General features: G+C 71.3%; 18 protein-coding genes. 12 read left to right on the forward strand and 6 right to left on the reverse strand.

Features of this window, described 5'->3' with window-relative positions; genetic code table 11:
- Nucleotides 1-19 precede the first annotated feature (19 nt).
- From AWU67_RS00525 to AWU67_RS00535, 3 genes are all read right to left on the reverse strand, one after another.
- Complete coding sequence (locus AWU67_RS00525) at nucleotides 20-1,435, reverse strand: sensor histidine kinase (RefSeq protein ID WP_082716671.1); 1,416 nt, start codon at nucleotides 1,433-1,435, stop codon at nucleotides 20-22.
- A 15-nt stretch (nucleotides 1,436-1,450) separates the two neighbouring features.
- The gene (locus AWU67_RS00530; RefSeq protein ID WP_067225490.1) at nucleotides 1,451-2,128 is read right to left on the reverse strand and encodes a response regulator transcription factor; all 678 of its coding nucleotides are present in this window, start codon (nucleotides 2,126-2,128) and stop codon (nucleotides 1,451-1,453) included.
- A 138-nt stretch (nucleotides 2,129-2,266) separates the two neighbouring features.
- Nucleotides 2,267-3,133 carry a hypothetical protein gene (locus tag AWU67_RS00535; RefSeq protein ID WP_082716672.1) on the reverse strand — a complete coding sequence of 289 codons (867 nt, stop codon included), beginning with the start codon at nucleotides 3,131-3,133 and terminating at the stop codon, nucleotides 2,267-2,269.
- A 210-nt stretch (nucleotides 3,134-3,343) separates the two neighbouring features.
- Here AWU67_RS00535 and AWU67_RS00540 point away from each other — a divergent pair, with 210 nt between their 5' ends.
- From AWU67_RS00540 to AWU67_RS00580, 9 genes are all read left to right on the forward strand, one after another.
- Complete coding sequence (locus AWU67_RS00540) at nucleotides 3,344-4,867, forward strand: glycosyltransferase family 39 protein (protein WP_067225492.1); 1,524 nt, start codon at nucleotides 3,344-3,346, stop codon at nucleotides 4,865-4,867.
- A complete protein-coding gene (locus AWU67_RS00545; RefSeq protein WP_067225494.1) occupies nucleotides 4,864-5,631 on the forward strand; it encodes a polyprenol monophosphomannose synthase in 768 nt (255 codons plus the stop codon). Before AWU67_RS00540 ends, AWU67_RS00545 begins: the two co-directional genes overlap by 4 nt.
- A 63-nt stretch (nucleotides 5,632-5,694) precedes the next feature.
- Nucleotides 5,695-6,375, forward strand: a complete 681-nt coding sequence (locus AWU67_RS00550) for a pentapeptide repeat-containing protein (RefSeq protein WP_067225495.1) — start codon at nucleotides 5,695-5,697, stop codon at nucleotides 6,373-6,375.
- A 190-nt stretch (nucleotides 6,376-6,565) separates the two neighbouring features.
- A complete protein-coding gene (locus tag AWU67_RS00555) occupies nucleotides 6,566-6,832 on the forward strand; it encodes a GlsB/YeaQ/YmgE family stress response membrane protein (protein ID WP_067225497.1) in 267 nt (88 codons plus the stop codon).
- Nucleotides 6,833-7,007: 175 nt separating this feature from the next.
- Entirely contained in the window at nucleotides 7,008-7,856 is an 849-nt protein-coding gene (locus AWU67_RS00560; RefSeq protein ID WP_067225499.1) for a fumarylacetoacetate hydrolase family protein, read from the forward strand.
- On the forward strand, nucleotides 7,849-9,564 hold the full coding sequence (locus tag AWU67_RS00565) for an FAD-dependent monooxygenase (protein ID WP_234407305.1): 1,716 nt from the start codon (nucleotides 7,849-7,851) through the stop codon (nucleotides 9,562-9,564). Before AWU67_RS00560 ends, AWU67_RS00565 begins: the two co-directional genes overlap by 8 nt.
- Nucleotides 9,554-10,789: a DUF3500 domain-containing protein gene (locus AWU67_RS00570; RefSeq protein WP_067225501.1), complete on the forward strand. Its 1,236-nt coding sequence runs from the start codon at nucleotides 9,554-9,556 to the stop codon at nucleotides 10,787-10,789. Before AWU67_RS00565 ends, AWU67_RS00570 begins: the two co-directional genes overlap by 11 nt.
- Nucleotides 10,786-12,009: a CaiB/BaiF CoA transferase family protein gene (locus AWU67_RS00575; RefSeq protein WP_067225503.1), complete on the forward strand. Its 1,224-nt coding sequence runs from the start codon at nucleotides 10,786-10,788 to the stop codon at nucleotides 12,007-12,009. Before AWU67_RS00570 ends, AWU67_RS00575 begins: the two co-directional genes overlap by 4 nt.
- Nucleotides 12,006-13,538 (forward strand): carboxyl transferase domain-containing protein, encoded by a 1,533-nt coding sequence (locus tag AWU67_RS00580; RefSeq protein ID WP_067225505.1) that lies wholly within the window; start codon nucleotides 12,006-12,008, stop codon nucleotides 13,536-13,538. The genes AWU67_RS00575 and AWU67_RS00580 overlap by 4 nt, the downstream gene beginning before the upstream one ends.
- Here AWU67_RS00580 and AWU67_RS17265 read toward each other — a convergent pair.
- Complete coding sequence (locus tag AWU67_RS17265; RefSeq protein ID WP_160329705.1) at nucleotides 13,533-13,670, reverse strand: hypothetical protein; 138 nt, start codon at nucleotides 13,668-13,670, stop codon at nucleotides 13,533-13,535. The two genes, AWU67_RS00580 and AWU67_RS17265, sit on opposite strands and share 6 nt — an antisense overlap.
- Nucleotides 13,671-13,692: 22 nt before the next feature.
- Between AWU67_RS17265 and AWU67_RS00585 the strand changes: the two genes are divergently transcribed.
- Nucleotides 13,693-14,658: an alpha/beta hydrolase fold domain-containing protein gene (locus tag AWU67_RS00585; protein WP_082716674.1), complete on the forward strand. Its 966-nt coding sequence runs from the start codon at nucleotides 13,693-13,695 to the stop codon at nucleotides 14,656-14,658.
- Entirely contained in the window at nucleotides 14,655-17,072 is a 2,418-nt protein-coding gene (locus AWU67_RS00590) for an alpha-L-rhamnosidase (RefSeq protein ID WP_067225508.1), read from the forward strand. The genes AWU67_RS00585 and AWU67_RS00590 overlap by 4 nt, the downstream gene beginning before the upstream one ends.
- Before the next feature lie 72 nt (nucleotides 17,073-17,144).
- On the opposite strand, the gene AWU67_RS00595 is transcribed toward AWU67_RS00590, so the two are convergent.
- On the reverse strand, nucleotides 17,145-18,227 hold the full coding sequence (locus AWU67_RS00595; RefSeq protein WP_067225510.1) for a quercetin 2,3-dioxygenase: 1,083 nt from the start codon (nucleotides 18,225-18,227) through the stop codon (nucleotides 17,145-17,147).
- A 120-nt stretch (nucleotides 18,228-18,347) separates the two neighbouring features.
- A complete protein-coding gene (locus AWU67_RS00600) occupies nucleotides 18,348-19,199 on the reverse strand; it encodes an IclR family transcriptional regulator (RefSeq protein ID WP_082716675.1) in 852 nt (283 codons plus the stop codon).
- A 203-nt stretch (nucleotides 19,200-19,402) separates the two neighbouring features.
- Here AWU67_RS00600 and AWU67_RS00605 point away from each other — a divergent pair, with 203 nt between their 5' ends.
- Nucleotides 19,403-20,968 (forward strand): ABC transporter substrate-binding protein, encoded by a 1,566-nt coding sequence (locus AWU67_RS00605; RefSeq protein ID WP_234407306.1) that lies wholly within the window; start codon nucleotides 19,403-19,405, stop codon nucleotides 20,966-20,968.
- The last annotated feature ends 43 nt before the right edge of the window (nucleotides 20,969-21,011 follow it).

Consider the following 21,011-nt stretch of genomic DNA (forward strand, 5'->3'; position numbering starts at 1 on the left):
TGGCCAGGAGCGGGCCGGCCTATCGCGTTGCTGGTGCCGTCGGCGGCACCTCGGCTGGCGGAAGCGTGATCGTCACCGTCAGGCCGGTGCCCGGACGGTTGCCCAGTTCGATCGTGCCGTCGGCGTTCGCGACGATCGCCGCGACGATGGCCAGGCCGAGCCCGGTGCCCCGGCCGGCCGCGCGGGCGGCGTCGCCGCGGCTGAACCGCTCGAAGGCATGCGCCTCGAAACCCGGGTCCAAGCCGCCCCCGGTGTCGACGACGCGCAGCACCAGGCTGCCGCGCGTGAGCGCGAGCGACACGGAGAGCACCCCGCCGCCCGGCATGGCCGTCACCGCATTGCTGGCGAGGTTGTCGATGATGCGGCCGAAATCCTCCGCCTTGACGGCGTACACGGGGCCGCCGCCGGGCGGGAGCGTGCTCTCATAACTCAGCTCGACACCGGCGTCGCCGTGCCGGAAGCGCGCCCGCTCCACGGCATCCCGTGCCTCCCGGTCGAGCTCCGCGGCCGTCGAGCGGTCGCCACCCCTGGCCTCCTCTGCCTCCAGACTGGAGAGCTCGAGAAGTGAGTTCACCAGCGCCGTCAGCCGCGCGACGTTGCGCCGGGCCCCCTCGACGTCGCCCAGCAGCTGCTCGACCGATGAGGCCTCGGCGGCGGCCAGCTGCAGCTGCATGGTGAGGATCGCCAGCGGCGTGCGCAGTTCGTGGCTGGCATCCGACACCAGCTGTCGCTCGCGCAACGCCGAGGCTCGCAGCCGCACGATCAGCTCGTTGAGGGTCTCGGCGAGCTCCGAGATCTCATCCCGCGCGGATGCCACGGGCAGCAGCTCGGTGCCGGAGCTCGCGCTCAGCTCCTCAGCGCTGGCACGCAGCCGCTTCACGGGGGCGAGAGCGGCGGTGGTGAGCAGCCACGCGGTTGCCGCCGTGCCCAACACGATGACGGCGAGCGCGACGATCAGCAGCACACGCATTTGGCCGAGCACCGTGGCCTCCTCATGGCCGCTGCGCGCCGCGACGACATGCCATTCCTCGCCGTTCACCGTGACCGGTGTGGAGAGCACCAGGTAGCTGATGCCGGCCGACTCCGGGTTGTCGGGCGTCACCTGCTGCGGCGAGTGGCCTTCGAGCAGGCTCGGCAGCATGTCGCGCAGCGCGCTGGGCAGGGTGTTGACGGGGGTGCTGCCGTCCGGGGCGACCACGGCCACGTGCTGCGCCAGGCCGGGCGCATCGAACGGCTCGCCCGCCTCGTTGACCAGCGCCGTGAGGTAGCCGGCGCTATCGCTCTCCAGCACGGCAACCGAGCCGTCGCGCACGATGCGCTCGATCTGCGCGTTGATCACGATGCCGGCGGCGAGCGAGATGAGCAGGGCGATGAGCAAACTGCCGCCGGCAATCCTGTTGCGGATCGTCGGCATCCGTCTCAGCGGGTTGCGCATCTGTGCCACTCGGCGTCACTCTGCCGTGGCGGCGAGCCGGAATCCGACCCCGCGTTCGGTCACAATCTGCACGCCGCTCTCGGTGTGCTCGAGTTTGCGGCGCAGATAGCTCACATACTGGTCGACGACGTTGGGGTCGATGTGCTCGCTGGTCTCCCACACCTGGGCGAGCAGCTCGGAGCGGGTCACCGTCTCGCCGGCGCGGGTGGCCAGCGCGCGCAACACGTCGAACTCGGTGCGGCTGAGCGCGAGCTCACGCTCGCCGGCCGTCGCCCGGTGGCGCAGCAGATCGATGGTGAGCCTGCCCACGCTGAGGGTGCGCGGTGCGGTGAGCGCATCGCGCCGTCGCACCGCCCGGATGCGCGCGGACAGTTCGGCGATGTCGAAGGGTTTGATCATGTAGTCGTCGGCACCGGCATCGAGGCCGCGGACCCGGTCGCCGACGGCATCCCGCGCGGTCAACAGGATGACGGCCATGGTGGAGTCGTGTGCCTTCAACCGCCTGCTCAGCTCGAAGCCGGACATGCCGGGCAGCATGACGTCGACGACGGCCAACTCGAAGTCGGTGTCAGCGAGCAGGGCCATGGCGGCGATGCCGTCGTGGGCCTCACTGATCTGGTGCCCGTCGGCGCCGAGCCCGCGGCGGAGCAGGGCGGTGAGCTCCGGCTCGTCGTCGACGACCAGTATCCGCATGCCTGCTCCTTCGGATGGTGATGACGACGGCGATGAGGGCATCCGCTGTGCGCCGGGCCGCTCGTGACCTGCCTGCGGCTGGTCTGCGCGCACCGGCTCTGCGCGGCCGTCTTCAGCACTCATTGTTCTGCACACATCCTAGAGCTCGAGTTGCGGTACCCCGCCGGGAACGGGGCGGACAGCGAGGGGAGTACTGAGCGCCCGGCGCTGGCGGGCGAGCTGCTGGGTCAGGAATATGACCAGGCCGACGATGACCACCAGGAAGATCGCGCTGGTCGTCGTCGTGCCGAGGCCGAGACCACCGTCGGCCCGCGGCTGCGAGGCGAGGTCGCCGAGCGAGGCGCCGAGCGGGCGGGTGAGCACGTACGCGGCCCAGAAACAGACGACCGCGTTCGCCTGGAACACGAAGAATGCCAGGGCGACGGCGGCGATCAGCGCGCCGAACAGCGCTGCAGCGACGAGGTAGCCGAGCCCGAGCGCCTCCGCGGCCAGATCGCCGGCGGCGGTGCCCAGCGCGAAGGTGAGCAGGATGGCGAGCCAGTAGAAGCCCTCGCGCCGTCGGGTGACGATGGAATGGATTGACAGGGTGCCCTCCCGGGCGTACCAGAAGGTGAAGACTGCAGCCAGCAGCACCGAGAAGCCGAGCGTCGACACCCAGAGCGGCACGCCGGCGGCATCCGTCAGGGTGTCGGTGAGCAGTGTGCCGACGACGCTGATTAACACCACGGCGCTCCAATAGACGGCCGGAACGTAGCGGCGGGTGCCGAACTGCAGGGCGAGCACGACCACGAACAGCCCGGTCATCACGAGTGCCGTGAGGCCGAGGCCGAGGCCGAGCGTGTCGTTGAGGTAATCGGCGGCCGTCTCGCCGACGGTGGTCGAGAACACCTTGATGACCCAGAAGGCCAACGTGATCTGAGGGACTTTGCTGCGAAAGAGGTCGCTCATGAGCGTCGATTCGCCGGGGTCGGTGGCGGGCGTTGCCGTGTGCGCTGAGGGTGTCATGGGCTTACCGTCTCGGGGCGCGCTGGAGCGATGCTGTGCACCGGGGTCGCCTCATCTGAGCGAATTCACAGACACGCGGACTGAACTGGGCACTCTGAAAGGGCTCTCACGAAACGCTCATCTGGATTCATGCCAGGTTCAGTCGGCACTCAGACGATGAGAGTGGCTGATCCCGCGAGCGAAAGTCGCGGCGAAAGAGAGGGGCACGGCATGGTCGATGTGCTCCCCGATGCCGCGCGGTGGACGCCGCGGGCGGCCTTCCGGGCGAACCCGGGGCGCACCGCGGCCGTGCTCGGTGCCGGTGCCGCCCTGATCTCTTTCATCGGCAGCGGCAACCCATCGTATTGGGGGGACGAGGCGGCCAGCGTGCTCTCGGCGTCCCGCTCGCTGACCAGCCTGTTCGGGATGCTCGGGCAGATCGACGCGGTGCACGGCGCGTATTACCTGTTCTTGCACTTCTGGGTGCAGCTGGCCGGGACGGGCGAGTGGGCCGTGCGTGCGCCCAGTGCCGTCGCCGTCGGGTTCGCCGCGGCCGGTTGTTATGTGCTCGGCCGCCGACTGTTCGGCGCGACGACGGGCATTGTGGCCGCCGTGCTGTTCGCAGTGCTGCCGCAGGCCACCCACATGGGCGCGGAGGCCCGCTCCTACGCGTTCACGATGGCCGCGGCGGTGTGGCTGCTGGTCTGGCTGCTCCGCTTGCTGCGGCGCGGGGAGGCACGGCGCCGGGTCTGGGCACTGTACGGCGTGGCGACGGCCGCCTCGATCTACCTCTTTCTCTACCTCGGGCTGATGCTGCTCGTCGCAGCGGCGACGCTGCTGATCTTGCGCGCACCGCGGAGCCTGTGGCGGCGGTGGGCCTGGTCGACGCTGCTCGCGCTGCTCGTGGCCAGCCCGATCCTGGTGGCAGCCATGCTGCAGCGATCGCAGATCAGCTTCTTGGCGCAGGGCGGCTACGCCACGCCAGAGACGGTGCTCGTCACCCAGTGGTTCGGCTGGCCGGTGTTCGCGATCGTCGCCTGGGCCCTGATCGGGATCGCGGTGTTCGGCTCCAGGGGGAGACGCCCCGGTGTGCTCATCGTGACGGCTTGGTTGGTGCTGCCGACGACACTCGTGCTGCTGGTGAACGCGTTCGCCCTGCCGGTCTACAACATGCGCTACCTCTCTTTCGGCGCCCCGGCCGCCGCGCTGCTGATGGCGGTCGGCCTGCGCGTCGTCGTGGGATGGATGCTCGGCGCCGGCCCGGCGGCGGCGCGCCGCACGCGGCTCGGCTTGCTGGCCGGCGTGCTCATCGTGGCGGCGCTCGCGGCGCCCAGCTACCTGCAGCAGCGCGGTCCATACGCCAAGAATGGCAGCGACCTCCGACAGACCGCCGAGGTCATCGCGCAGCACGCGCAACGCGGTGATGCCATCGTCTTCGACGAATCCGTGCGGCCGTCACAGAAACCACGCCTCGCGATCGATCTGTACCCGACGCACTTCGCCGGGCTCGACGATGTGGCCCTCGTCACGCCCTACCCCGAGACGCCCAGACTGTGGGATGCGGTGCAACCACTCTCTGCGCTGACCCTGTCTCCGCAGGCCGCCCGCTTCGATGCCCACGGCACCGTGTGGGTGGTCGAGCGCGGTTCCCACCGTGCGGACGTCACCGCGATCGAGGCCCTCGGCTACCACGTCGCCACCGTGCTCCCCGTGCACACCAGCACGGTTTTCGAACTCACGAAGGAGTTGCCATGACCCGAACAATCGTCGTAATCCCCACCTACAACGAGGTCGACAACCTCGAGGGCATCGCCAGACGGCTGTTGGGCACGGTGCCCGCGGCCGAATTGCTCGTCGTCGATGACAACTCTCCAGACGGCACCGGGCAGCTGGCGGAGGCGCTCGCCGCTGGCGATGCGCGCATCCACGTGCTGCACCGGCCGGGCAAGGAGGGCCTCGGCGCGGCCTACCGGGCCGGCTTCGCGTGGGCGCTCGCATACGGCGCCGACGTCGTCGTCGAGATGGACGCCGACGGGTCGCACCTGCCGGAACAACTGCCGCGCCTGCTCGACGGGCTGCGCCGCGCCGACGTCGTGATCGGTTCGCGCTGGGTGCCCGGCGGCGCAGTGCAGGGCTGGTCGGCGCACCGCAAACTGCTCTCGCTGGCCGGCAGCAGCTACGCGCGGGTGGCGCTCGGGATGCCGCAGAGGGATGCCACCGGCGGATTCCGAGCGTTCACGGCCTCCGCTCTGACCGAGATCGACCCCCAGCATTCCAGCAGCCAGGGCTACGGATTCCAGCTGGAGACGCTGTGGCGGGCCGTTGAGCACGGCCTGCGCGTGGTCGAGGTGCCGATCACCTTCGTGGAGCGGGTCAACGGGAGCTCGAAGATGAGCTCGGGGATCGTGGTCGAAGCGATGCTGCGGGTGACCGGCTGGGGGCTCGCCGCGCTGCCGGCCCGGCTGCGCCGGCAGCGGCTGGCGAGTGCCGCAAGCCCTGCACCCGCGCACACCCGGTAGCAGGAAGTGGCCGTCGGTGCGGCGACATAGGCTGAGTGCACGCCCACCTGGAGGGGGCGCAGAATGACGCAGTCACGCCGCAACACCGGGAGTTCCACGACCAAGCCGCCCCGCCTGGACAGGGTGGATCCGCAGAACCTCGGCGCGGGCTACCCGGGCGACCTCGGCGCAAACGCGACCGTCGACGGTCTGGAGTTCGGGGCGCTCGTGCTCGACACCTTCGCGCTGGACTACGCCACCGTGAGCGAGAGCGTGTTCGGCGGGGTCACCGCCGACGAGGCCGAGCTGCGCAGCGTGCGCGTCGTCGACACCGTGTTGGACGCGCTGAACGTGCCCGTGCTGCGCGCCGCCCGTTCCACCTGGAAGGACGTCGTCGTGCGGGGCTCCCGCATCGGCTCCGCCGAGCTGTACGAGTCGGGGCTGCGGGCGCTGCGCTTCGAGAACTGCAAGCTCGGCTTCGTGAACCTCCGTGGCGCACACCTCAATGATGTGCTGTTCGTGAACTGCACGATCGACGAGCTCGACCTGGGCCAGGCGACGGCGGCGAGGGTCGCCTTCGACGGCTGCACGGTCAGGGCGCTCGACCTGCAGCAGGCCACGGTGAGTGACTTCGACCTGCGCGGGGCCGACGTGCAGGAGATCGCCGGCATCCGCAACCTCGCCGGGGTCACGATCACCCAGATGCAGCTGGGCATGCTCGCCCCGGCGCTCGCTGAAAGCATCGGCATCCGCGTCGAGGACTGACGCGCGCCACGGGCGTGCACCCACCCCGCCACGCCAAGGGCGTGCACCCACCCCGCCACGCCAGCCACGTTCACCAGCCGAAAGGGTTGCGGGGGCGTCCTGCGCGTGACAAGTTGAGACTGCTCGCCGTTCGCAGACGGGTGGGGGCTGGCGCGTGGCGCCGACCTCGCAGCGTGAAGGGAGTACGACGATGGGTTTCTTTGCCTTTCTACTTCTCGGTCTGATCGCAGGGGCCATCGCGAAGCTGATCATGCCCGGTGATCAGGGCGGCGGCTGGTTCGCGACACTCCTGCTCGGCGTCGTCGGCGCGATGCTCGGCGGCTGGCTCGGCGGGCTGCTGTTCGGCGCCGACCTCGAGAACTTCTGGTCGATTCAGTCCTGGCTGCTCGCGATCGGTGGCGCCATCGTGGTGCTCGTGATCTGGGGCCTCATCTTCGGGCGCAAGAAGACCGCGTAGCCGCAGGCCCTGTCTCCCGGCGCGCGGATCGTTCCGAAGCGCGCGCCGGATACCTCTGCCCTGGCCCGCCCGCAGTTCCATCCAATGAAAAGCGGGTACCTCGGAACCCTGCCGTTCGCCCACGCTGAACTCAGCTGGATCACACCGATCCGGCCGAAAGCAGTAGGGACACGACATGAAGTTCATGGGCATCGCCGCCGATGACAGCAACGACACTCGCATCGGCGTCGTTCAGGGCGACTCGGTCGCACCGCTCACCACGCTCGTCGAGTTCTGGCAGGACCCGTTCGCCTGGCAACAGCGCGCAGCGGCCGGCGCCGCGGGTGCCGCGCTGCCGCTCCGCAGCGTCCGCGAGGTGCCGCTGGTGCCCGCGTCTGCCCGCGTGCTCTGCGTCGGCCTGAACTACAAGGCGCATGCGGCGGAGGGCAACTTCGAGGTGCCGGAGTACCCGACGATCTTCGGCCGGTGGACGGCCTCGCTCAGCGTCGGCGGTGTGCCGGCCCCTGTCCCCACCGGCGAGGCTGGCCTGGACTGGGAGGGCGAGATCGCCGCCGTCGTGGGCGCCCGCATCCAGTCGGCGGATGCCGCGACGGCCGAGTCGGCCGTGTTCGGCTACTCCGTGTTCAACGACCTCACCTCGCGCCGCGCCCAGAAGCTCACCGCGCAGTGGACGCTCGGCAAGAACGGCGACTTCTCCGGCCCGATGGGGCCGCTCGTCAGCCGCGATGAGGTCGGCGACCTGCGGGACGGTCTGCAGCTGCGCACCCGCGTCAACGGCATCGAGGTGCAGAACGGCAACACCCGCGACATGATCTTCTCCGTCGGGGACATCCTGGCCCTGGTCAGCCAGACCCTCACCCTGCACCCGGGCGACGTTCTCGTCTCCGGGACGCCGGAGGGCGTCGGCTACGTGCGCACCCCGCCGTGGCTGCTGCAGCCGGGGGACAGCGTCGAGGTCGAGGTGGACCGGCTGGGAACCCTGACAACGCCAATCGTCGACGCGTCGGCGCGAGACCGTGCCTGAGGCCCGAGTGTCCACGACGGCGAAGCCCGGCCAGGGCACCCTCGCGGCGCTGCCCGACTTCGTGCCGGTGCTGATCGTCGGCGGGGGGCCGAGCGGACTGTTCCTGGCGGCCGACCTCGACCGCCGCGGCGTGCAGAGCCTCGTCATTGAGCCGCGCGACGCGGTGGACCACACCCGCCCGAAGGCGAAGACCACCAACGCCCGGACCATGAGCCACCTGCGCCGGCTCGGCCTGGCCGCGCCGCTGCGCAGCGCCGCCCCGCTCACGGCGGACTACTCCGAAGACGTCATCTTCTGCTCGAGCCTGACCGGCCACGAGCTGGCCCGCTTCCGCAATGCGTTCCAGTTGGCGCGGGGGCGCTACGAGTTGCAGCCAGAGTGCGGGCAGCAGGTGTCGCAGCCGATCGTCGAAGAGGTGCTGCGCGCCGGCGTCGACGCCGCCCCGCTGGCCGAGCTCGCGACCACCCTGCGGGTGGAGCGTATCGATGCGGCACCCGGACGCCGGCCGCGCGCCCTCGTCGTCGACGAGGACGGTGCCTCCCGCTGGGTCGAGTGCGAGCACCTCGTCGGCGCGGACGGCGGCTCTTCGCTGGCGCGGCACGAGCTCGGCATCGCCATGGAGGGCGGCTCGGCCGCCAAGTCCAACTTCAACTTCCTGTTCCGCTCCGAGCGCCTGGCCGAGACGATCACGCTGGACCCCGCCGTGCAGTACTGGGTGCTCCGGCCGTCCGCGGCCGGCATGATCGGCCGGATGGACCTTGAGTCGACCTGGTGGGTCATCATCCAGAACATCGAGCCAGACACGCACCCCGACCCCGTCGAACTGGTGACGGAGCTCGTCGGCGCCGACGTCGACGTCGAGGTGATCGCGACCGACCGCTGGACGGCCAGGATGCTCCTCGCCGCCAGCTACGGCCGCGACGGCGTCTTCCTCGTCGGCGACTCCGCGCACCTCAACCCGCCGTGGGGCGGCCACGGCTTCAACACGTGCGTCGGTGATGCGGCCAACCTCTCCTGGAAGATCGCGGGCAGCCTGGCCGGCTGGGCCGGCGAGGTTTTGCTGGACAGCTATGAACGCGAGCGCCGCCCGATCGCGGCGCGCACGATCGCGGATGCCGCGTCGAACGGACGCAGCCTGGCCTCCGACTTCGCCCACAGTGTGCTCGACGATGACACCGACGCCGGGGCCGAGGCCCGCCGGCAGATGGCGCAGGACCTCGAGGTCAAGCGCAGCGAGTTCAGCTCGCTCGGCCTCGTGCTCGGCTACCAGTACCCCGGCTCGCCCATCGTCGTCGACGACGGCTCGGAGCAGATCCCTGAACACCCGATCCACTACACCCCGTCGACCCGGCCCGGCAGCCTGCTGCCGCACGTCTGGATCGGCGAGGAGTCGCTCTACGACGCCATCGGCCAGTGGTTCACGCTGCTCGTGGACTCCGCCGAGCCGCGCCTGGCTGAGTTCGAGCAGGCCGTGGAGGCGGTGCGCGGGCAGACCGGGGTGCCCGTCACGCTGCTGCCGCTGGACTTCTCCGCCCACCCCGAGATCCCGTGGCAGGCGGCCGCCATCCTCGTGCGACCGGATCAGCACGTCGCCTGGCGCGGCAACGAGCCGGCAGCGGTGGCGGACGCCGTCGCCGTCGCCGTCGGACGCGCCCTGGCGGCATCCGACACCCTGGACGAGCTGGAGGGCACCCACCGTGGCCGATGACGACTTCCGCGCGCACCTCTTCCCCGTTGACGACCCCCGGATCAGCGCGTTCCGCGGGCTCAGCTACCGCGAGTACGCGGAGGCGGTCAAGAGCGACCCGTTCGCCGGACCGATGATCGTGGACTGGGCCACCCGCTATCCCGTGCCCTACCGCGGCGTGAGCCACGACGGCAACATCACCGCGCAGCCGCCGGCGGAGCTGCGTGCCGGCGAGGCCGCCCCGACCGAAGCCATGGTCGCGGCCGCCGAGCTGCTGTTGGCCGGGCTCTCGGAACGGCAGCGCGCCGACATCGGCTACCCGCTGCGCGCCGGCCAGTGGCGCAGCTGGGCCAACCCGGAGTTCCTCCAGCACGACACCGGCCTGCGCCTGGAAGACCTCGACCACGTCTCGCGGCACCGCGCGCTCGAGCTCGTGCGCGCCAGCCTCAGCGAGCAGGGCTTCGAGTCCGTGAAAACGCTGATGTGGGTCAACGGCTACCTGGGCGAGACGATCGACCTCGCCAACGTCATGAACGACGCCAGCTACAACGTCGCCATCTACGGCACGCCCTCGACGAGCCAGCCGTGGGGGTGGCAGCTCTTCGGCCACCACCTGGCGCTCAACTGCGTCGTCGATGGCGAACGGATGACGGTCTCGCCCGCGTTCCTCGGAGCGGAACCCTCCCTGATCCGGGAGAGCCCGATCGGGCCCGTCGACGTCTTCGGTGCGCGCATCGCGCATGCCAGGACGCTGATGGCCGGGCTGACACCGGCCGAGCAGGCCGAGGCGCTCAGCTACCCGGAGATGGTCGACCCGGCGATGCCGCTCGGCCGCTTGCACCCGGGCGATGAGCGCCACCTCGGCGGCTGCTTCCAAGACAACCGCATCGTGCCGTTCGAGGGGATCCTCGTCGGCGACCTCGACGAGCCGACGCGGGCGGAGGTCAGCGCGGTCGCCGCCGCCTTCCTCGACCACCTGCCGGCCGGCGTCGCCGCGGCCCGCCTGCGCGAGATCGAGTCGCGCTACGACGAGACCTGGTTCTCCTGGATCGGCGGCTGGGGCGAGGGCGACCCGTTCTACTTCCGGATCCAGAGCCCCGTCGTGATGCTGGAACTGGACCACCACTGCGGCGTCTTCCTCAGCAACCGCACCCCCGCGCAGTTCCACGTGCACACCGGCATCCGCACGCCCAACGGCGGCGACTACGGCGGGCTCCTGCGCGCGGCAGAGGGCGGGCAGCCGTGAGCGGGCAGGCCGGTGCGCTCGCCGGCACCGTCGTGCTCGACCTCAGCCGTGCCCTCGCCGGGCCGCACGCAGGCATGATGCTCGGCGACCTCGGCGCCCGGGTGATCAAGGTGGAGGCGCCGGGCGGCGGCGACGACACCCGCGGCTGGGGGCCTCCGTTCCTCGGCGAGCCCGACGCGGAGGAGTCGAGCTACTTCCTCTCCTGCAACCGCAACAAGGAGTCGATCGCACTCGACCTCAAGCACCCGGACGACCGCCGCGTGCTGGACGGCCTGATCCTCGAGTCGGACGTGCTGATCGAGAACTTCCGCACCGGGGTGATGGACCGCCTCGGCTACTCGAGCGCCCGGCTGCTTGAGCTGAACCCGCGCCTCGTCATCCTCTCGATCACCGGCTTCGGGCACGACGGGCCGGAGGGCGGCCGCGCCGGCTACGACCAGATCGCCCAGGGCGAGGCCGGGCTCATGTCGATGACGGGCTCCGGGCCGGACGACCCCCAGCGGGTCGGCGTGCCGATCGGCGACCTGCTCAGCGGCATCTACGGCGCCTACGGCGTCGTCGCCGCGCTGCTCGAGCGCGCAGAGACCGGCGCCGGCGGCGTCGTGCGTACCTCGCTGCTCTCCGCACTTGTCGGCGTCCACGCCTTCCAGGGCACCAGGCAGACGGTCGCCGGCGAGACCCCGCAGGCCCAAGGCAACCACCACCCATCGATCGCGCCCTACGGGCTGTTCCGCTGTGCGGGGGGCGCCGTGCAGATCAGCGTCGGCAGCACGGCGCTCTGGGAGCGCTTCTGCGCGCGCTTCGGGCTGGATGCCGACGCGGCCCGCTTCGCCAGCAACGCCCTGCGGGTGGCGAACCGCGACGCGCTGATCGAGGTCGTCGAGGCGGCGTTCGCGCCCTTCGAGGCGACGGATCTGCTCAGCCAGCTCGAGGCGGCCGGGATCCCGGCCGGCCGGGTGCGCACCCTCGACGAGGTCTACGCCTGGGACCAGGTCGCCTCCCAGGGGCTGCTGCTGGAAGTCGAGCACTCGAGCCTCGGCCCGCTCACCCTGCCGGGGCCGCCGCTGCGCTTCTTCGGCACCGACGATGAGGTGACGTTCCGCGGGCACCGTGCCCCGCCGACGCTCGACCAGCACGGCCAGGCGATCCGCTCCTGGATCGCCGCACGCCCCGGCGCCGAACAGCATGTTCCCGAGCACGAGAGCGCCGGCATTCTGTGAGTTCCGCGCGCTCCCTCACCGCCGGCGAGCTGCTCGACCTGATCGCCGACACCGGCAGCTTCCGCTCCTGGGACGAGCCCGTGCCGCCCCGGGACGTGCAGCACGGCTACGCCGACGACCTGGAACGGGCACGCGCCCGGAGCGGATGCGACGAGTCGGTGCTGACCGGTGAGCTCCGCATCGACGGGCGCCGCGTCGCCGTGCTGGTCAGCGAGTTCGGCTTCCTTGGCGGGTCGATCGGCGTCGACGCCGCGGGCAGGCTCATCGCCGCCATCGAGCGGGCGACGAGGGAGCGGCTGCCGCTGCTGGCCGGGCCGGCATCCGGCGGCACCCGGATGCAGGAGGGCACGGCCGCGTTCGTGGCCATGGTCGGCATCGCCGCGGCGATCGCCGAGCACAAAAGCGCCGGCCTGCCGTACCTCGTCTACCTGCGGCATCCGACCACCGGCGGCGTGATGGCGAGCTGGGGCTCGCTCGGCCACGTGACCGTGGCGGAGCCCGGGGCACTGCTCGGCTTCCTCGGCCCACGCGTCTACGCCGCCCTCTACGGCGAGCCGTTCCCCGACGGGGTGCAGACGGCCGAGAACCTCTACCGCAACGGCGTGATCGACGGCGTGATCGCACCCGCCCAGCTGCCCCGCCTGATCGCCCGGTTGCTCTCGGTGCTCGCGCCACCAGAGGGAACGCACGGCCTCGGGAGCGACAGCGGTCAGCACGACGGGCAGTACGACGGCCCCGCGATCAGCGCCCTGACCTCCATCGCCGCCTCGCGGGCGCGGGCACGCCCCGGCGCGCGCACCGTCCTGCGCCACGCCGCGCGCGACGTCGTGCCGTTGAGCGGCACCGGGCAGGGCGAGGCCAGCGACGGCCTGCTCCTGGCCATCGCCCGTTTCGGCGCCGTGCCCTGCGTCGTCATCGCGCAGGACCGCTACGCCCAGCGCGCGGGGGCTCCGTGGGGCCCGGCCGCACTGCGGCAGGCCCAGCGCGGCCAGCGGCTCTCGGCCGAGCTCGGTCTGCCGTTGGTGACGATCATCGACACCCCGGGCGCCGCCCTCTCCCGGGAAGCGGAGGAGGGCGGGCTCGCAGGCGAGATCGCGCGCACCCTGGAGAGCCTGGTCGGACACGAGCAGGCCACGGTCGCGGTGCTGCTCGGCGAGGGAACAGGCGGCGGCGCACTCGCACTGCTGCCAAGCGACGTGACGATCGCCGCCCAGCACGCCTGGCTGGCCCCGCTGCCGCCAGAGGGCGCCAGCGTCATCATGCACGGCGACACCACGCACGCCTCCGCGATGGCCGAGGCCCAGGGCATCGGGGCGGTGGCGCTGCGCGCAGCCGGGATCGTGGACTGGGTGGTGCCGGAACGCCCGGATGCCGCGCTGGAGCCCACCGAGTTCAGCCGGAGGATCGGCCGGGTGATCGAGCGACAGCTGCTTGCCCTGGCCGCGGCCACCCCGGCCGAGCGGCTGAGCCGGCGCCGGGGCCGCTACCGCGCATTGGTGCGGCTGCCCGGGCAGGCGGCAGACTCATGACAGGCCGACGCCGGCGAATGACGACAATACCAACACCAACACCAACAGGCACGGCAGCACCAGCATGAACGTCAGCACCAATGTGAACGTCAGCACCAGCATGAACGTCAGCACCAGCATGAACGTCAGCACCAGAGAGAGTGGAGGCCAGCAGATGGCACCGGAGACTGTCAGCGCCCCGCACAACGACGGCCAGGCCCTGCGCGAGCAGCCGGGCATCGAGTTCGCCCCCGGATTGCTCCTGGACATCGTGCGCCCCGCCGACGACCGATCCCTGCCGGCGATCATCTGGCTGCACGGCGGGGCCTGGCGGATGGGCGACCGCAGCTGGCGGCCCGACTTCGCCCGGTACTTCGCCCGTTCCGGCTTCGTCATGATCAGCATCGACTACACGCTCTCCGGCGACGCCGTCTTCCCGCGGCAGCTCCTGGACGTGCGCGCCGGCATCCGCTGGGTGCGTGAGAACGCGGCAGAGCACGGCATCCTGGCCGACTCCATCGGGCTCTGGGGATCCTCGGCCGGCGGGCACCTCGCCGCGCTGGCCGGACTGCACGGCGCCGCCGCGGCGATCCTTGGCGAGCCGGAGGGCACGGCCAGCGCCGCGGTGCAGGCGGTCATGGACGGCTACGGCGCCGGCGACCTGCTCGCGCCCGACCAGGACAACCCGCCGACGGCCGGCCTGCTTGGCGGCTCGCCCGTCGAGCGGCGCGAGCTGGCAATCCTCGCAAGCCCGGCACGCACCGAGGTGTCGAGCGCCCCGCCGTTCCTCATCATGCACGGCGCCGCAGACGACCTGGTGCCAGCCAGCCAGAGCATCGCGCTCTACGAGGCGCTCGCCGCTGGCGGGCGCGACGCCACCCTGTACCTGATCGACGGCTTCGGCCACGGCTTCCTCAACCCGGCCGGCCTCGACGAGGTGGCACCCGGCCCCCGTCTGGACTCCGGCCGGCTCGAGGCCGACCCCTCGGCCACCGCCGAGCTGCGCAGCACGGGCGGCCGGGCCTGGCCGGCTTCGGCCTCGTTCGCGGTCATCGAGCGCTTCTTCCGCGAGAACCTCGGCGGCGCCGCCACCACCATGAACACGACCACCACGAACACGACCACCGCGGATGAGGCATGAGCACGGTGAGCAGCGCGGATGCCCTGACCGCCGCCCTGGCATCCGCGCAGTGGATCTCGCCGTACGAGCCCGTGCCGCACCCGGCCGGGCAACGGCCGGCCCACGAGCTGGCGGGCCGTTTCCACTGGGACGGCGCTGCCACACACCGGGCAGAGGGCGCCGAGACCGGCGCCGAAGCCGTGGTCTACGCGACCGCGCACGGCATCTACGAGCTCTTCGTCAATGGCGTCCGCGTCGGCGACGAGGAGCTCTCGCCCGGCTTCAGTTCTTACCGCAGCCGGCTCCAGGTGCAGCGCTGGGAGATCACGGCGCTGCTGCAGCCCGGTGAGAACACCATCAGCGCGCTGCTCTCCGACGGCTGGTTCCGCGGCCGGCACGGCTTCGTGCGGCGCGCGGACGGCTTCGGAACCGCCACGGCGTTCCTCGCCGCGGTGCTGCTGGAGCCGAGCGCTGGCGCCGCCCGACCGCTGCTGGTGACCGGCGACGACTGGGAGTCCCGCCCGAGCCACATCACCCGCGCCGACCTGATGGACGGGCAGGCCGTCGACCTGCGCCTGGAGGGGCTGGCGGCACAGGGCCAGCCGCACAGCGCGGTGCTCTCGACCGACCCGCTCTGCGCCGACCGCACCCGGCTCGTCCCGGCCGGGGCCCCGGCGGTGCGCCGCATCCAGGAGCTGCGCCCGGCACGGATCAGCACGCCGGGCGAGGGCATCACCGTCGTCGACTTCGGGCAGAACATCAACGGCTGGGTGCGCCTGCACGAGCTCGGCCCGGCCGGCACCCGCACGGTGCTCCGCCACGGCGAGGCCCTGGACGACGCCGGCCTGCTGCTCGTGGAGAACATCCAGGCCTTCGACTTCGCCACCCGCGCGGTGCTGCCGGCCGGTCAGGTCGACGAGGTCATTTCGGCCGGCCGGGCCGGTGACACCTTCGAGCCCCGGCACACGACCCACGGATTCCGCTACGTGCAGATCGAGGGGGCCGCCGGACCGATCGGCGCCGACGACATCCTGGCCGTCGTCGTGCACAGCGAGCTGGCGCGCACGGGATCGTTCGCCGCCAGCGACCCGCTGCTGAACGCCCTGCACGACGTCGTCGACTGGAGCTTCCGCGGCAACGCCTGCGCGGTGCCGACCGACTGCCCGCAGCGGGAGCGCTCCGGGTTCACCGGCGACTGGCAGGTCTTCGCCGACACCGCCGCCCTGCTCTACGACGTCGCAGCGTTCAGCGAGAGCTGGTCGAGTGACCTGGCCGCCGACCAGTGGGCCGACGGCCGGGTGCCGACTGTGGTGCCCAATCCGGCCGGCAACGGGCCGTCCGGCAGCGCCTTCGAGGACATGGCCGCCGGCTCGGCCGGGTGGGGGGATGCCGCGGTGCTCGTGCCGTGGTCGATGTGGCGCGCCTACGGCGACCGGGCCGCACTCGCGTGCGCGCTGCCGTCGATGCGGGCCTGGGTCGACTACGCCGCCCGCTCGGCCGCCGCCGGCCGGCATCCGGAGCGGGCCGCAGCACGGCCACTCGAGCAGCCGCACGAGCGCTACCTCTGGGACACCGGCTTCCACTTCGGCGAGTGGCTGGAGCCAGACACCCCGCCGGCGCCGGACCCCACCGTCGACCACGGCATCGTCGCGACCGCGTTCCTGCATCGATCGGCCAAGACCCTCGCACTGGCGGAGGCCGCCGTCGGCCGGCCGGCCAGCGCCGAGCGCTACGGAGAGCTTGCCGCGAACGTGCGCGCGGCCTGGTGCGCCGAGTACCTGGCCGCGGACAACACCCTCAGCGAGGAGGCGCAGGGCCACTATGTGCGCGCGCTCGCCTTCGGCCTCGTGCCAGAGGATCGCCGGCAGCCCGTCGCTGACCGGCTGGCCGCCCTGATCCGCCAGAACGGCACCCGGCTCGGCACCGGATTCCTCGCGACCGGCCTGCTGCTGCCCACCCTGGCGGATGCCGGCCACCTCGATCTCGCCTACGAGCTGCTCTTCGCCCGCGACATCCCGTCCTGGCTCGGCATGATCGACCAGGGGGCCACCACGATGTGGGAGTGGTGGGACGGCGTGACCCCGAGCGGGGTGCGCGGTTCCCTCAATCACTACAGCAAGGGGGCCGTCGCCTCTTTCCTCTACACGCACGTCGCCGGCATCCGCCTGGCCGAGAGCCCTGAGCCGGGCGCGGAGGCGTACGGCGCCGTCGTCATCGCCCCACAGCCGGGCGGCGGCCTGAGCGCGGCCGCGGCGAGCGTGCAGACCCGGCGCGGTACCGTGGGCGCCGAGTGGCAGATCGAGGGCGGCTCGTTCCGGCTCACCGCGACGATCCCCGCCGGCGTCACCGCCGAGATCCGGCTGCCGGACGGCTCGCGCGTGAGCGGGGTCGGCGCAGGCACCCACAGCTACTCCGTCGCGGCCGCCGCTTTGTGACCAACGACGAACGCCGCTGCGGATTCCGCAGCGGCGTTCGTCGCTGTCGGCCGGCCCGGAGCCGGCAGGGGCCTAGATGTCGAGCCCGGCGACTCGCTCCGGCGGCGGCCCGACGACGACCAGGTCGAGCTCGGCCTGGGCGCGGCCGAAGCCGGGGCCGATGAAGCCGGGCACGCCGCCCTCCGTGTAGATCGACTCCTCGGTGGGGCTGAAGACGTACTCGAAGAACGGCTCGAAGATCGAGGGGGCGAGCACGCCGACCATCCGCGCGTAGGCGGTTTCGTAGGCGTAGGAGTGGATCGTGCCCGCCGGCGCGTGCACGAAGTCGCCCTTGCTGAGCAGCACCTCCCGCCCGTTCACGTGCAGGCGCACGCGGCCGTCGAGGCAGATGAAGTTCTCGGTGTGCTCCCGGTGGAAGTGCAGCGGGATGTAGCCGGAGCGGGCACCGCTGGACTCCACCGCGAAGTAGCGCCCGCCGGTGTTCGCCCCGCGGGACATGTAGCTGTGCATCTCGTCGGCGCCGAGGTAGCGCTCGCCCTCGCCGGCACTCAGGAAGAACGCCTCCTCCTCGCGCGGCAGGCCGGCGTGGCGGGAGCCGGCTGCCGGCTGGCGGGCTGCGTCGAAGAGCGGCGCCGCGGTGACGTCGACGCCGAACTCCTCGCCGACGGCGCGGAACTCGTCGAGCGAGACGAGCCGCTCGGCCCTGGCCGGGCGCACGTGCGAGGCCGTCGGAGTGCCGAGGCGGCTGAGCAGCTCGAGCGAGTGCCCGGGCGAGGACCAGAGCAGCAGCCGGTTCTCGCCGGCGAGCATCCGGTAGGCGAAGGGCGTGCCGGCCGGGATGACGACCTCGTCGCCGGGGGAGAGCACGCTCGTCTCGGAGCCGAGCCAGACCTGCACGAGGCCGTCGAAGACGATGACGGTGCGGTGCTCCGCGGCATCCGTGGTCGCGGGCAGCTCTGCCCCGCGCCCGCCGGAGAGGTAGGCGGCACCGAACAGGTCGCCGGTGTCGACGGGGCGAGCGATCACCGTGAGCAGCTGCCCGTTGAGCAGGAACCGCTCGCCGTGCCCTGCGGCCATGACGTACGGCAGCTGCGCCCCGGGGAGCGCGTTCGCGATCGGGACGTGTGCGCCGGGCTCGAGCAGGGTGGATGCCATCGGTGTCTCCTCATTGAGTCGTGTGTGCGCCCCCAGCAGAGAGGGCAGCAGCCTTCATTGTTCCCGAGCCGGGCTCGCACTCGGCAGCGCACTTCCACTGATTGGAAGGCGGGGGTGGGCTCAGCGGCCCTCGCGGTCCGGCTGCGAGCGGATGCCGTCGATGCCGGGCGGGTGGTAGCCGAGCGCGCGGGAGATCGACCGAGCCGTCGCACGCAGCGCGGGCAGCGCCACCTCCGGGGTGAACGCCCCGTCCGGGGCCAGGATCGACACCGCCGCGGCCACCGCGCGATTGGCGCCGAACACCGGCGCCGCCAATGAGATGGTGTGCGAGGGCTGGGTGCGCCGCACGACGGAGTAGCCGAGGCGGGCGACGTCCTTCAACTCGAGGCGCAGCGACTCGATGGAGCCGAGATCCTCGACCCGGAAGTCCTGGTCGAGCGGGAGGGCGAGGGTCTCCTCGCGCGAGGGCGCCGGCTGAGCGGCCAGCAGCACGCGGCCGACCGCGGTGCTCCGCAGCGGCAGCCGGCCGCCCAGTCGGTAGGCCACTGCTGGCGCGCGTCGCGAGGAGAGCCGCTCGATCAGGATCGCCTCCCGCCCGTCCAGCACAGCCAACAGCACATGGTGGCGGCTCACCTCGTAGAGGTCCTCCAGGAAGGGCAGCGCAATCTCGCGCACGCCGTGCCCGCGCGGCGCGAGTGAGGCCACCTCCCAGAGTCGGACGCCGACCACGAACTCGCCGCTCGGCAGCCGTTCGAGGGCGCCCCACTTGAGCAGGCCCTGGGCCAGCCTGAGCGTCGAGGAGAGCGGGATGCCGGAGAGCGCCGAGAGCTCGCCGAGGCTGAGCTCGCGCCGGCCATCGCTGAAACAGTTCAGCAGCGAGAGGGTTCGATCGATCACGGGCTCACCGCGGGGCGGGCGTTTGCCGCGGGCGGGGGCAGGGCCGGGTGGCTGCACTTCGGCGGGCATGTCCATGTCGCTGATCCTGACTGAACCGGCCCGATATGTCCAATCAATGGAATTGTCTTGGATTCGGGGTCGGGGTTCGACGCACAGTAGGCCGAGCGATGGCGCTCCGGCGCCCGCTGAAACGTCTCACAGCACCAATGCCAATGCAGGCATTAGAAGCACACCAACAAGCAGTCAGTGCAATCAATCAGCGTAGATGGAGGCCGAACGTGAACAAATCAACTTTCGACTGGGTGCGACGGGCGGCGGCTGTCGCCGTCACGGGAACACTCGTCGTTGCCCTCGCCGGGTGCAGCGCAGCGGGTGGGGCCGGCACTGCCGCCAGCTCCAGCACGCTGACGATCGCACAAGAGGCAGACATGGCGCCGAGCGGCTTCGATCCGCTCGCCTACTCGGCCGGTCAGCGACAGATGATGTCTGCCGCGTACAACTCGCTGCTCAGCCTCCAGCCGGATGGCACGGTCGGCGCCGGCCTGGCATCCGAATGGGAGTTCAATGAGGATGGCACCGTTCTGACGCTGACGTTGGCGGACGGTGTGACCTTCAGCGACGGCAGCAAGCTCAGCGCCGCCCTCGTCCTGGCGAACCTCGAACGCCGCTCCGATCCCGCGCTCGTGGCCTACAGCGGCTTCGCGCCGGGCGGCGACGCCGAGATGCTCTCCGTCGAGGCCCCGGATGCCTCGACGGTCGTCATCACCTTTGCCGCACCCCAGTTCGCCGTCGTGCAGTCGCTGGCCAACGTGGCGGGAATGATCGTCGGTCAGACCGCGATCGACGATGCAACGCTGCTGAAGAAGGCGCCCATCGGGTCCGGACCCTACGTGCTCGACACCGCGAAGACGGTGAAGGCCAGCACCTACACGTTCGTGCGCAACGACGCCAGCACCGAGGCAGCAGACTACCCCTTCGACACCGTGGTGTTCCGCCCGATCAACGACCCGCAGGCACGGGCGAATGCCCTGATCTCCGGTCAGGTGGATGCCGGCGTCATGAAGTCCTCGACGGTGGAGCTGCTGGAGTCCAAGAAGATGGGCGTCTCCCAGATCGGTGGAACCACCGTCTCGCTGATCCAGTTCGACAAGACCGGCACCTCCGTTCCCGAGATGGCCGATGAGCGCGTGCGTCAGGCCATACAGCTCTCCATCGACCGCGACCGCCTCGTCGAGCTGCTGCACGTCGGTGACACCCCGCAGCGCAACGCCCTGCCGTCCGCCTCCGCCGGGTGGTCGGAAGAGGTCGACGCGGCCTGGCAGCGCGATGTGCCGAAGGCGAAGGCGCTCCTGGCCGAGGCAGGCTACCCCAACGGGTTCTCCTTCGAGATGCTCTCCAGCCCCGACAGCCAGGCGGACCTCGAACTCATTCAGAAGGATCTGGCCGAGGCCGGCATCGTGATGAACGTGCGCCCGGCGGCATCCACGCAGGAGGCCTTCGACGCGGTCAAGACCACGGCCATGGGATACATCCCGCTGGACTGGTCGAACACCGTCGGCCTGATGTACGGAGTGCTCTTCGGATTCGCCAACACGCAGGGCGGCGACGACGAGCAGCTGCGCGCGGCAACGGGGGCACTCGCCGGCGCCCAGACCGACGACGGCCGTGACGAGGCGCTGCAGGCGCTCAACGCGCGCCTGGTCGAGTCCGGCTGGCTCTACCCGCTCTACGAGCCACTGCTGAACATCGGCTACAACCCGACGAAGCTGAACCCGGTGACCTTCGCCGGAACCGACAGCATCCCGCTGCTCTCCTCGTTCACCCCGGTGGAAACAGCCAAGTAGTTCGACGGGGGTGGCGGCCGGCAACAGCCGCCACCCCTCGCAC

It is taken from the genome of Microterricola viridarii, assembly GCF_001542775.1.
GTDB lineage: Bacteria > Actinomycetota > Actinomycetes > Actinomycetales > Microbacteriaceae > Microterricola > Microterricola viridarii_A.

Excerpts from the sequence above, each read along its gene's own strand:
- AWU67_RS00530 (WP_067225490.1), bottom strand. The coding sequence starts at position 2,128 with ATGCGGATACTGGTCGTCGACGACGAGCCGGAGCTCACCGCCCTGCTC.
- AWU67_RS00555 (WP_067225497.1), top strand. The coding sequence starts at position 6,566 with ATGGGTTTCTTTGCCTTTCTACTTCTCGGTCTGATCGCAGGGGCCATC.
- AWU67_RS00545 (WP_067225494.1), top strand. The coding sequence starts at position 4,864 with ATGACCCGAACAATCGTCGTAATCCCCACCTACAACGAGGTCGACAAC.
- AWU67_RS00540 (WP_067225492.1), top strand. The coding sequence starts at position 3,344 with ATGGTCGATGTGCTCCCCGATGCCGCGCGGTGGACGCCGCGGGCGGCC.
- AWU67_RS00585 (WP_082716674.1), top strand. The coding sequence starts at position 13,693 with ATGGCACCGGAGACTGTCAGCGCCCCGCACAACGACGGCCAGGCCCTG.
- AWU67_RS00550 (WP_067225495.1), top strand. The coding sequence starts at position 5,695 with ATGACGCAGTCACGCCGCAACACCGGGAGTTCCACGACCAAGCCGCCC.
- AWU67_RS00590 (WP_067225508.1), top strand. The coding sequence starts at position 14,655 with ATGAGCACGGTGAGCAGCGCGGATGCCCTGACCGCCGCCCTGGCATCC.
- AWU67_RS00535 (WP_082716672.1), bottom strand. The coding sequence starts at position 3,133 with ATGACACCCTCAGCGCACACGGCAACGCCCGCCACCGACCCCGGCGAA.
- AWU67_RS00525 (WP_082716671.1), bottom strand. The coding sequence starts at position 1,435 with ATGCGCAACCCGCTGAGACGGATGCCGACGATCCGCAACAGGATTGCC.
- AWU67_RS00600 (WP_082716675.1), bottom strand. The coding sequence starts at position 19,199 with ATGGACATGCCCGCCGAAGTGCAGCCACCCGGCCCTGCCCCCGCCCGC.
- AWU67_RS00560 (WP_067225499.1), top strand. The coding sequence starts at position 7,008 with ATGAAGTTCATGGGCATCGCCGCCGATGACAGCAACGACACTCGCATC.
- AWU67_RS00595 (WP_067225510.1), bottom strand. The coding sequence starts at position 18,227 with ATGGCATCCACCCTGCTCGAGCCCGGCGCACACGTCCCGATCGCGAAC.